Raw genomic sequence first — 10,785 nt, 5'->3', positions numbered from 1 at the left:
AACTATACGCCTCCCAACAAAACCCGTCAACACCCAATTTCAAAAAAATTAAAAATTTTTCACAACTATCTGTATTTAAATAATTTAAAATTTATTGGATTTTATCGTTCGATAGATAAAACAGATATCCTAAGATAAATAGTCCTGCGGCTTTGCTCTTAATTTGCCACATTCAGCATTCTTATCTCTATATTACTGGCGCTTTAGCCCTATCTACTCTTACAATCTCTACTTTCTCCAATAAAACAATCATAAATTTAGAATAGTCCCTATTATGAGTAACGAAAAGATTCAACAAAAATTTGAACAAGCATATCACTCTTTTATCGAAGAGGAAAATTACGAGGAAGCGCTAAAACGTGCCGAGATTCTTTGCCTTCTCAATCCCCAATCTGTCGAATTTCATCATAAAGTTGCTTATGCCTATCTGAAGCAATTGCAATGGGAAAAAGCCATTGAGGCTGAAATGAAAACGCTAGAGCTGAATAGCACCTATATTCCTGCTTTGGATTTACTTGCCCATGCTTACGGCGCTCTAGATAATTGGGAAAAAACCGGGTTTTACGGTCATCAAGCTTTGGTTCTAAAAGATAAAACCATCCCAGACCTAGAACATGAAATCATTCCGACACCAGCTCCAAAAAACGGCAAACGGATTATCTCCTTTTCTTTATTTGGCAATAATTCCAAATATATTGAGCCTGCCGTCTTAAATACCCAGCTTGCTCCTGTACTTTTCCCCGGTTGGACATGTCGTTTTTATGTCGACGATTCTGTATCGGCTGAAGCTATTCAACGATTTAGAAATAACGGAGCAGAAGTAATTAGGGTTGGCGCACCGTTGGACAACTGGCCGGGTACGATGTGGCGCTTTCTTGCCATTAATGATCCCGAGGTTGAATACGTTATTTTCCGTGATGCAGATTCTATTATTTGCTATCGTGATGCTGCAGCCGTATCCGAATGGATAAAAAGTGGTACCCTATTCCACACTATTCGCGACTCAGGCTCGCATACTGCCCTGATTCTTGCGGGTATGTGGGGGGCTAAAGCGGGTGCAGTCCCAGATATACAGGAAAGAATTCAAAACTTTGTCGACGAGGGCTACCCTTCCAGACATTTTGCCGACCAAGATTTTCTAGAAAAAGAATTGTGGGCCTATATCCGTCAGAATCTGTTTGCACATGACAGATTATTTAATTTCTGTAATGCACACGAAATTCCCGGCGAGTTCTACTCTAATTATCAAATCGCTTTCAGCGAAGGGGTTACCAGCTTTAACGCAACGACTGATTATGAAGACGGCAGTCTTGCAAGATGGACGCTGTACTCCAGTGCTTCGCCTTTGGTCAATCCGGACTACTCGCTCAATGTTGTTCCTGAATTTAAAGTCTGCAGTTATGTGACTGAAGTGAAATACGGAGCGGTTTCAGCGTTCTTGCCGAAGAGATATGGCAATGCGATTAAAGCAAAACTGGCCAGAATCAACATCGAACAAATCTAATTTGATTCCTATATATCTCATTTAATGAACCCATTATTTATGAGCAAACACATTCTTCTCGGTATTACCGGCGGTATTGCGGCGTATAAATCTTGCGAACTGGTCAGACTACTGAAAAAGCAAGGACATTCTGTATCAGTGGTAATGACAGATTCTGCGACGAAATTTATCTCCCCGCTGACTTTCCAAGCTTTAACCGGCAATCTCGTGTTATCGGATACCTATTCAGGCGCTTCCAATAATGGCATGGCGCACATCAATCTGACGCGTGAAGCTGACACATTTCTTATTGCGCCTGCAACTGCCAATACAATTGCCAAAATTGCCAACGGATTGGCTGATAATCTACTGACCAACTTGGTAGCAGCCAGGAAATGCCCTTTGGCTGTTGCGCCTGCAATGAATGTCGAAATGTGGAACAACCCTGCCAATCTGCGCAATATTGAGCAGCTGGTTTCAGACGGCATTACCGTGTTTTACCCAAACAGCGGCGAACAGGCTTGCGGCGAAACAGGTACAGGCAGAATGGTCGAAGCGGTCGATCTGGCAGATTTGCTAGAGGATTTATGGACACCCAAGCTACTGAGCGGCAAAAAAGTTCTGATCACAGCCGGCGCAACGTTCGAAGCCATCGATCCTGTCCGCGGCATTACCAATATTTCCAGCGGACAAATGGGCATGGCTTTAGCGCGTGCGTGCCGTGCTGCCGGAGCGAAAGTCACGCTGATTTACGGTCAAATTCAGACGGCCTTGCCAGCAGGCTTGACTCATTCCGAACAAGCTGTCAGCGCAGAAGCCATGTATCAGGCAGTTCACCGCCATATCCATGAACAGGATGTCTTTATTTCCGTTGCAGCCGTTGCAGACTATAAAGTCAAAAACAGCAGCAACGAGAAACTGAAGAAAAACGGCAATCAGCCCCCGGTTATCGAACTGACGGAAAATCCGGATATTCTCGCATCCGTTGCCGCCTTGCCTTCTCCACCATTCTGCGTCGGCTTTGCTGCAGAAAGCCATCAGGTTTTGGAATTTGCACGGGCAAAACGTTTGCGCAAAAACGTACCGATGCTGGTGGCCAACCAAGTTTCCGTTTCCATGGGTAAGCCAACCAATCAAATCACCATTATTGATGACCTTGTCGAAACCTCATTTCCAGAAACATCCAAACGCCAAGCAGCAGATGAAATCGTCAAACGCCTGGCTGAATTATTGGCTTAATCAAACAAAACAAAAGGCCGTCTGAAAATTTTTCAGACGGCCTTTGTTCAAACACATTAAATCACAATCCCAATTCACGCAGAAAACGAATATCGTCTGCCCAACCGGATTTTACTTTCACCCAAATCTTCAAAAAGACTTTGGTATCAAACAATTTTTCCATATCAAGGCGTGCTTCAGTAGAAATTTTCTTCAATTTCTCCCCACCCTTGCCAATCAAAATCGCCTTTTGGCTGTCTTTATCGACCAACACCGCGATATAAATGCGGAACAGTCCGCTTTCCTCTTCCTCAAACTGCTCCACTTCAACATTCATCGCATAGGGCAACTCTTCACCCAAATAGCGGAACAATTTTTCGCGCACAATTTCCATCGCCAGGAATCGGCTGGATTTATCCGTCACCATATCTTCCGGATACATCGGGATACTTTCCGGCAGATACGGCTTGAGCAATTCCAGCAGATTGGCAATACGCAGGCCATGTTTCGCGCTGACTGCCTCGCTGGCAGTAAATTCAAACTCTTGGCGCACTTCATTGATAAACGCCTCAAGCGCAAATTTGTCTTTGGCTTTATCTTTATCGATTTTATTGACCACCAATACCACAGGCGTATGCTTAGGCAACTGCTTCAACACCACGCGGTCGGCATCGGTAAAGCGCATGGCTTCCACCACAAAAACCACCACGTCCACGCCGCTCAACGCTTCGGTTACGTTTTGATTAAGACGGTCGTTCAAGGCATTGCGGTGATTGGTTTGAAAACCTGGCGTATCGACAAACACAAATTGCGCCGTGTCGTCGGTGTAAATACCTGTTACACGGTTGCGCGTGGTTTGTGCTTTTTTACTGGTAATACTGATTTTCTGACCAATTAAATGGTTCATCAGCGTGGATTTGCCGACATTCGGACGACCCACGATGGCCACAAAGCCGCAACGATAATCCGTCGGGTGTTGCGACTCGTTTTGTAAAAAGGTTTCGATATCCATTTATATATGACTTTCTTGATTGTTTCAGACGGCCTTTGCGTTTTCTCAAAGGCCGTCTGAAATATTATTTTTTAGATTTTTTCAAAGGAAACTTCTGTTCCAACCACTCTAAGGCTTCACATGCCGCTTTTTGCTCGGCCACTTTCCGACTGCTGCCGCGTGCATTGCAGATGAAACCGAGTTCGCCCAAATCGCAGGAAATCACAAACATCGCATCAGCCGTCTGCTCCGCCTGCTCTTCGATTCGGTATTTCGGCAGGGCAAAGCGACGTGCCTGCAAGGCTTCCTGCAAAGCGGTTTTACTGTCTTTCTTGCCGATATTCAAATCCGCACGTTTCACGCGTTCCGCAAACAAATGGCGAACCACTTTTTCCGCCGCAGAAAAATCCGCGTCAAAGCTGACCGCCGCAAACATCGCCTCCATCGCATCCGCCAAAATCGAAGGCCGTCTGAAACCGCCGCTCTTCAACTCTCCGGCACCCAAATACAAACCGTCGCCGACATTCATTTCCAACGCGATTTCAGCCAACACGCCTTCATTCACCAAAGCCGCGCGCATCCGCGACAACTCGCCTTCCGACAATTTCGGAAACGCGTCAAACAACATCCGCGCCACTGAATAGTTCAAAATCGAATCGCCGACAAATTCAAAACGCTCATTGTGTTTGGCATTATAGCTGCGGTGGGTCAAAGCCTGCTGGAGCAGCTCCATATTGCGGAACTCATAGCCCAGACGCTTTTGAATCGCTCGATGCGCCTGCTGTTTGAGCAAATCAGGTTTCATTCCATACTTTCAAAAAAACAGCCGGAAAGCACGCCTCATCCGCAGTGAAACAAAATAAAAAGGCTACACCGGCAACTTTTTTATTTTGGCTCATTGTTTCTTGCGTCCCTCAAGCCGATAAACAATCAAAAGCCGTCATGTTCAAACCTGACGGCACTTGCCGACATTGTACCATCAAACCGCCCCTGCACACATCCGTGCGGAAAAGCGGCGAATCGTGTAAAATCATGCCAAATCATCTCTTTGTCAACTCCATGAACAAATTTGCCCAAGCATTGGCCGCAGCGCTCGACCGCTGCATCGTTACCAACACCGTCGCCGAACAAGGCGAGCCCGTCGGCTTCCTCTACCGCGAAGCCCCCGTATTTGAAAACGACAGCGGCTGGCGTATTTTCAGCGGCGACGAAACCGACGAATACACCGACAATCCAGACAATTTCAGCATTGTCAGCCTCTCCGCCATTACCGCAGACAATCCCGACATCGTGCCCCTGCTGACTCAGACGGAAGGCAGCGCGTGGGAATTGAACGAAGACGGCGAGTTCCAAGCCGTTGCCGATTGGCAGCCGCAAGAATAACCCATTCCCATTTCGTTTCAGACGGCCTTCCCTAATAACAAGGCCGTCTGAAACCAAGCCGAATCCCTATTTCACAAATATTGAAGGAATCATCATGAACATTATCGAACCACGCCTCGATGGCACCAACCTGCGCATCGGCATCGTTCAAGCCCGCTTTACCAACGAAATCGGCAGCGAAATGGTCAAAGTTTGCTGCCGCACCTTAAAAGAATTGGGCGTATCCGAAGACAACATCACGCTTGCCACCGTTCCCGGCGCGCTTGAAGTGCCTATCGCGCTGATGAACCTCGCTTCATCCGAACAATTCGATGCCCTGATTGCCATCGGCGTTGTCATTCGTGGCGAAACCTACCACTTTGAATTGGTATCCAATGAGTCCGGCGCAGGTGTCAGCCGCGTTGCCCTTGACTACAACATCCCTATCGCCAACGCCATCCTGACGACTGAAAACGACGAACAAGCCGTTGCACGTATCGAAGAAAAAGCCTCCGATGCCGCCAAAGTTGCCGTAGAATGTGCCAACTTGGTCAACCATCTTTTGTCAGAACAATACGAAGACGACGAAGAATAAGCTTCTCCCCGTATTGAATACCGCATCTTTTCAGACGGCCTCTCAATCATGACATTGAGGCCGTCTGAATCATTCAATATTCAGCCGACAACCATCGGCACTCTCTTCACAAGGAATACCCATGAAAAGCCCACGCCGCCGCGCACGCGAGCTTGCCGTACAAGCCATTTATCAAGCAGGCATCAACAAAACCGCCGCTCCCGAAATCGCCAAAAACATCCACGAACTGTCCCAAACATCCAATATGGATGAAGAGCTGTTCAACAAACTGTTTTTCGGCGTACAAACCCATGCCGAAGAATACATGGAAAAAATCAGCCCCCTGCTCGACCGCGACGAAAAAGACCTCAGCCCTATCGAACGCGCCGTTTTGCTGGTTGCCTGCCATGAGCTGAGCACCATGCCTGAAACCCCATACCCCGTCATCATCAACGAAGCCATCGAAGTCACCAAAACTTTCGGCGGCACCGATGGCCATAAATTCGTCAACGGCATCCTCGACCAACTGGCTTCCCGCATCCGCCCTGACGAACCACGCCGCAAAGGCTAAGCTGGGCTTCACATCGGGTTGAGATTACCAATCTTTGCCCTGTTTAGGCTCATCTGCTTATACAGCCAAGCCATCAAAAAGGCCATCTAAAATTCAGACGGCCTTTGTTTATTTCTCATCTGGGAGCGTTTCATAACCGGGGCAGTTTTGTTTATCGCTGTTTGCCCAAATGATACCGCTGTCGTTGTAATAAACAGTACAAGTTTCATCGGCATTGGTTTCTTTATTGGGTACAGCCTTCAAAATATAACCTGAATCGGAAGGATTAGGCATAGAAGCCGTACCTTCGGAAAAACTAATATTGAAATATTGATTCTGCTGTAAGGTTTCAGGAGGAAATTTCTTAAATGTACTTTTTTGAGTGTAATAGCGTTCGAGCTGTTGGGCGTTATGCAGCATCTGTGTGCGGACGGATGCGAGACGCGTTTGGCGGATGTAGTTTTGATAAGACGGATATGCGATGGTAGCAAGAATGGCTGCAATCAAAACGACTATCAGCAGCTCGATAAGCGTAAAGCCTTGTTGGAGTTTCATTGTATTTATGTCGTAAATAATTAGAATAAGACGTGGATATTATAGTAGTTTTCTTGCGGCTTAAATGTTCAGATTCGGAGGGAGTTTGGGAATTTATGTAAATGAGGTGCAAGTTCTGAAAAATGTTTCCAGCCCTTTATTTTTTATTTCAATAAGTTAAACTTCAATTTAAGCTAACCATCTCTTGGTTGGCCTTGGTCTTTACAGTAAAATCCAGTTGTTTTTTTGTCTCCAACATACATTTATTGCTTGTCTGCAACGTTATTTTATTGAATTGGTTCCTTTTATATGTCTAAAGTTTTCAAGTGGGCGGCCGGTACGGCTGTTGTAGTAGCAGCGGCTTTCGGCGGCTGGTCTTTGATGAAGCCTGAGCCTCAGTCTTCTTTTATTACGGAAGTGGTCAAACGCGGCGATATCCGTCAAACCGTATCGGCAACCGGAGAAATCTCACCTTCCAATTTAGTATCCGTAGGAGCGGAAGCTTCAGGTCAGATTAAAAAACTGTATGTGAAACTGGGCCAACAAGTGAAAAAAGGCGATCTGATTGCGGAAATCGACTCAACCAATCAGATCAATACCTTAAATACCGAAAAATCCAAACTGGAAACCTATCAGGCAAAATTGGTTTCTGCCGAAATCGCGCTTTCCAGTGCAGAGAAAAAATATAAACGCGAACTTGCCTTATGGAAAGAACAGGCAACTTCCAAAGAAAATTTGGAATCTGCACAAGACTCTTTAGCTGCAGCCAAAGCGAATGTCGCCGAACTGAAAGCCTCCATCAAACAATCAAAAATCTCGATTAATACGGCTGAATCTGAACTGGGCCACACGCGGATTACCGCCACCATGGACGGTACCGTGGTCGCCATTCCTGTTGAAGAAGGCCAATCCGTCAATGCGGCGCAATCTACGCCGACCATTATCCAGCTGGCCAATCTGGAAACCATGTTAAACAAAATGCAGATTGCAGAGGGCGACATCACGAAAGTCAAAGCCGGTCAGGATATTTCGTTCACCATTTTGTCCGAACCGGACACGCCGATTAAAGCGAAATTAGACAGCGTCGACCCCGGCCTGACCACCATGTCTTTGGGCAGCTACACCAGCAGCACGGACACGACTTCCAATGCGATTTACTACTATGCCCGCGCCCTGGTGCCGAATCCCGAAGGCAAACTTTCTATCGGCATGACCACTCAAAATACGATCGAAATCAACGGCGTAAAAAATGTTTTACTGGTACCGACACTGACCGTGAAAAAGCATAACGGCAAATCCTATGTCAGCATTTTGGGCGTAGACAATAAAGCGGTAGAACGCGAAGTAACCGTCGGCTTGAAAGACAGCATGAATACCGAAATCAAAAGCGGCTTGAAAGAAGGCGAAAAAGTGATCGTTTCTGAAATGAGCGCAGATGAAAAGAATAAGAGCAGTGAACGCGCGATGATGGGCGGCGGCCCTCCTCGCTGATTGATTAAGGCCGTCTGAAAGGTTTGGCTATGTTTCAGACGGCCTTAGTTCCTGTATTTCTATTTTTCGCCCGGAAAGATTATGAGTTTAATCGAATGTAAGAATATCAACCGTTTTTTCGGTAGCGGTGAAAACCGTGTGCACGTATTGAAAGATGTCAGCCTTTCTATTGAGAAAGGCGACTTTGTGGCGATTATCGGCCAGTCCGGCTCGGGTAAATCGACGCTAATGAATATCTTAGGCTGTCTGGATACCGCCACTTCCGGCTCTTATCAAATCGACGGCATCGAAACATCGCAAATGCAGCCGGATGAGCTGGCGGCTTTGCGCCGTGAGCGTTTCGGCTTTATTTTCCAGCGTTACAACCTGTTAAGCTCGCTGACCGCCCGGGACAACGTCGCCCTGCCTGCCGTGTATATGGGCATGGACAGCAAAGAGCGCGCGGAACGTGCGGAAAAATTATTGGGCGATTTGGGTTTGCAAAATAAAGAAGGCAACAAACCCAGCGAGCTTTCGGGCGGTCAGCAACAACGCGTTTCGATTGCCCGCGCGTTGATGAACGGCGGCGAAATCATCTTTGCCGACGAACCGACCGGTGCATTGGATACCGCCAGCGGTAAAAACGTGATGGAAATCATCCACAAGCTGCACGAAGACGGGCATACCGTGATTATGGTTACCCACGATCCGGGCATTGCGGCAAACGCAAACCGCGTCATCGAAATTCGCGACGGTCAGATTATTTCCGACACGTCTAAAAATCCCGATATCCCGCCAAGCAAAGTGGAGAGGATTAAAGAAAAAGCTTCCTGGTCGTTTTATTACGATCAATTTATGGAAGCATTCAAAATGTCGGTACAGGCGATTATGGCGCACAAAATGCGTTCGCTGCTGACCATGCTGGGGATTATCATCGGTATCGCTTCGGTGGTATCGGTAGTGGCCTTGGGTAATGGTTCTCAACAAAAAATCTTGGAAGATATCAACTCGATGGGCACAAACACCATCAGTATCTTCCCTGGCCGTGGTTTTGGCGACCGCCGCAGCGGACGGATTAAGACACTGACGATTAATGACGCAAAAGCCATCAGCCAACAAAGTTACGTCGCCTCCGCCACCCCTCAAACCAACTCCAGCGGCACCTTAACCTACCGCAACACCGACCTGACCGCCTCGCTTTACGGCGTAGGCGAACAATATTTCGACGTGCGCGGTTTGAAATTGGAAGAAGGCCGTCTGTTTGATGATGACGATGTAAAAACCGATGCCCAAGTCGTCGTCATCGACCAAAACACCAAAACCAAACTCTTCGGCGAAGGTGTCAATCCTTTAGGTAAAACCATCCTTTTCAAAAAACGCCCGCTAACCGTCATCGGCATTATGAAAAAGGATGACAACTCGTTCGGCAATTCCGACTCGCTGATGCTTTGGTCGCCGTATACAACGGTCATGCACCAAATTACCGGCGAAAGCTATACCAACTCCATCGTTGTCAAAATCAAAGACGATGCCAACACGCAAGTTGCCGAAAAAAGCCTGACCGAGCTGCTGAAAGCACGCCACGGCACAGAAGATTTCTTTATGAACAACAGCGACAGCATCAAAGAAATGGTTGAAAGCACGACCGGCACCATGACGCTGCTGATTTCTTCCATTGCGGTCATCTCTTTGGTGGTCGGCGGTATCGGCGTGATGAACATCATGCTGGTCTCCGTTACCGAGCGCACCAAAGAAATCGGCGTCCGCATGGCAATCGGCGCACGCCGCAACAATATTTTGCAACAATTCCTGATTGAAGCCGTCTTAATCTGTATCATCGGCGGCCTTTCGGGCGTATTGTTGTCCGCAGGCATCAGCCTGGTGTTCAACTATTTTGTTACCGATTTCCCGATGAGCATTTCCATGGCTTCCGTCATCGGCGCAGTTGTCTGCTCCACCGCCATCGGCGTCGCGTTCGGCTTTATGCCTGCCAACAAGGCTTCCAAGCTCAATCCGATTGATGCCTTGTCTAAGGATTAAAGTTTCAGACGACCTCCAAACCCAAAAGGTCGTCTGAAAAAGCAAAAGTCGGGTCTGGCTGCCCGACGAGATACAGAACACACAGTTCACACAATACATTGCGAAAACAGCCCGAGTGTCGTCCGAACCCGCAACATATTTCAGACGACCCCTCCCGAAACAGGCATCTCAAGCCTTCAATACAAGGAAACCTATGGACGTTTACGCAACAACATACACAGCCCATCCGCAAAGCGGCATCGAACAAATTAAAGCCTCCGCCGGCACGCCTGCCGCCGTAGCCGAATGCAGCGCAGGCAAACTTTGGGACGCGCTGCATTTCGTTCTGACCAGCAAAGGCTCGGACGATGCCGACGCGGCAAACCCGTTGAGTAAAGCCATGATTGGCAACATTTTGAGGCAGGACGAAGAAGCAGGCGAACACATCGGCTGGATTGGCGATACCGAAACCGCCGAAGTGGCTAAAGCCCTGAAGCAAACCGACTTCGCCACGCTGCTTGACGGCAAAACCGCCGCAGATTTCCAAAACAGCCAAATCTACCCCGATATTTGGAGCGACGAAA

The 10,785-nt window shown here is 47.6% G+C and carries 11 protein-coding genes; 8 read left to right on the top strand and 3 right to left on the bottom strand.

The window, feature by feature from the left end:
* Positions 1–274 precede the first annotated feature (274 nt).
* Positions 275–1,504, top strand: a complete 1,230-nt coding sequence (locus tag HMPREF2608_RS01350) for a tetratricopeptide repeat protein (protein WP_070825722.1) — start codon at positions 275–277, stop codon at positions 1,502–1,504.
* A 39-nt stretch (positions 1,505–1,543) separates the two neighbouring features.
* Positions 1,544–2,722: a bifunctional phosphopantothenoylcysteine decarboxylase/phosphopantothenate--cysteine ligase CoaBC gene (gene coaBC / locus HMPREF2608_RS01345; protein WP_070825721.1), complete on the top strand. Its 1,179-nt coding sequence runs from the start codon at positions 1,544–1,546 to the stop codon at positions 2,720–2,722.
* Positions 2,723–2,783: 61 nt separating this feature from the next.
* Here the strand turns inward: coaBC and era are convergent, their stop codons facing one another.
* Together era and rnc are read right to left on the bottom strand one after the other, a co-directional pair.
* Complete coding sequence (gene era, locus HMPREF2608_RS01340) at positions 2,784–3,713, bottom strand: GTPase Era (RefSeq protein ID WP_003679342.1); 930 nt, start codon at positions 3,711–3,713, stop codon at positions 2,784–2,786.
* A gap of 64 nt (positions 3,714–3,777) precedes the next feature.
* Positions 3,778–4,497, bottom strand: coding sequence for a ribonuclease III (gene rnc / locus HMPREF2608_RS01335; protein ID WP_003748556.1), 720 nt, complete (start codon positions 4,495–4,497; stop codon positions 3,778–3,780).
* 254 nt (positions 4,498–4,751) lie between these two features.
* Between rnc and HMPREF2608_RS01330 the strand changes: the two genes are divergently transcribed.
* The 3 genes from HMPREF2608_RS01330 to nusB all read left to right on the top strand — a co-directional run bounded on the left by HMPREF2608_RS01330 (position 4,752) and on the right by nusB (position 6,199).
* Positions 4,752–5,075, top strand: a complete 324-nt coding sequence (locus HMPREF2608_RS01330; protein WP_070825723.1) for a DUF2185 domain-containing protein — start codon at positions 4,752–4,754, stop codon at positions 5,073–5,075.
* Positions 5,076–5,169: 94 nt separating this feature from the next.
* Positions 5,170–5,649 carry a 6,7-dimethyl-8-ribityllumazine synthase gene (gene ribH / locus HMPREF2608_RS01325; RefSeq protein WP_036493252.1) on the top strand — a complete coding sequence of 160 codons (480 nt, stop codon included), beginning with the start codon at positions 5,170–5,172 and terminating at the stop codon, positions 5,647–5,649.
* Between the two features lie 121 nt (positions 5,650–5,770).
* Positions 5,771–6,199: a transcription antitermination factor NusB gene (gene nusB / locus HMPREF2608_RS01320; protein ID WP_070825720.1), complete on the top strand. Its 429-nt coding sequence runs from the start codon at positions 5,771–5,773 to the stop codon at positions 6,197–6,199.
* Positions 6,200–6,307: 108 nt separating this feature from the next.
* Here nusB and HMPREF2608_RS01315 read toward each other — a convergent pair whose 3' ends face one another.
* Entirely contained in the window at positions 6,308–6,733 is a 426-nt protein-coding gene (locus HMPREF2608_RS01315; protein ID WP_070825719.1) for a type IV pilin protein, read from the bottom strand.
* A 288-nt stretch (positions 6,734–7,021) separates the two neighbouring features.
* Here HMPREF2608_RS01315 and HMPREF2608_RS01310 point away from each other — a divergent pair, with 288 nt between their 5' ends.
* The 3 genes from HMPREF2608_RS01310 to HMPREF2608_RS01300 form a co-directional block, all read left to right on the top strand.
* Positions 7,022–8,203, top strand: coding sequence for an efflux RND transporter periplasmic adaptor subunit (locus HMPREF2608_RS01310; RefSeq protein WP_070825718.1), 1,182 nt, complete (start codon positions 7,022–7,024; stop codon positions 8,201–8,203).
* Between the two features lie 81 nt (positions 8,204–8,284).
* Positions 8,285–10,222 (top strand): MacB family efflux pump subunit, encoded by a 1,938-nt coding sequence (locus HMPREF2608_RS01305; protein ID WP_070825717.1) that lies wholly within the window; start codon positions 8,285–8,287, stop codon positions 10,220–10,222.
* A 193-nt stretch (positions 10,223–10,415) separates the two neighbouring features.
* The coding region (locus HMPREF2608_RS01300) for a DUF1877 family protein (protein WP_070825716.1) at positions 10,416–10,785 on the top strand (370 nt) is incomplete at its 3' end.

The organism is Neisseria sp. HMSC064D07 (assembly GCF_001837185.1).
Taxonomy (GTDB): Bacteria; Pseudomonadota; Gammaproteobacteria; order Burkholderiales; family Neisseriaceae; genus Neisseria; species Neisseria flavescens_C.
The sequence above is the reverse complement of the archived record's forward strand: the minus strand, read 5'-3'. Positions and strand labels throughout refer to the sequence as shown.

Bases quoted from the DNA above. Each gene is read 5' to 3' on its own strand.
- HMPREF2608_RS01350 (WP_070825722.1), top strand. From the start codon at position 275: ATGAGTAACGAAAAGATTCAACAAAAATTTGAACAAGCATATCACTCT.
- coaBC (WP_070825721.1), top strand. From the start codon at position 1,544: ATGAGCAAACACATTCTTCTCGGTATTACCGGCGGTATTGCGGCGTAT.
- era (WP_003679342.1), bottom strand. From the start codon at position 3,713: ATGGATATCGAAACCTTTTTACAAAACGAGTCGCAACACCCGACGGAT.
- rnc (WP_003748556.1), bottom strand. From the start codon at position 4,497: ATGAAACCTGATTTGCTCAAACAGCAGGCGCATCGAGCGATTCAAAAG.
- HMPREF2608_RS01330 (WP_070825723.1), top strand. From the start codon at position 4,752: ATGAACAAATTTGCCCAAGCATTGGCCGCAGCGCTCGACCGCTGCATC.
- ribH (WP_036493252.1), top strand. From the start codon at position 5,170: ATGAACATTATCGAACCACGCCTCGATGGCACCAACCTGCGCATCGGC.
- nusB (WP_070825720.1), top strand. From the start codon at position 5,771: ATGAAAAGCCCACGCCGCCGCGCACGCGAGCTTGCCGTACAAGCCATT.
- HMPREF2608_RS01315 (WP_070825719.1), bottom strand. From the start codon at position 6,733: ATGAAACTCCAACAAGGCTTTACGCTTATCGAGCTGCTGATAGTCGTT.
- HMPREF2608_RS01310 (WP_070825718.1), top strand. From the start codon at position 7,022: ATGTCTAAAGTTTTCAAGTGGGCGGCCGGTACGGCTGTTGTAGTAGCA.
- HMPREF2608_RS01305 (WP_070825717.1), top strand. From the start codon at position 8,285: ATGAGTTTAATCGAATGTAAGAATATCAACCGTTTTTTCGGTAGCGGT.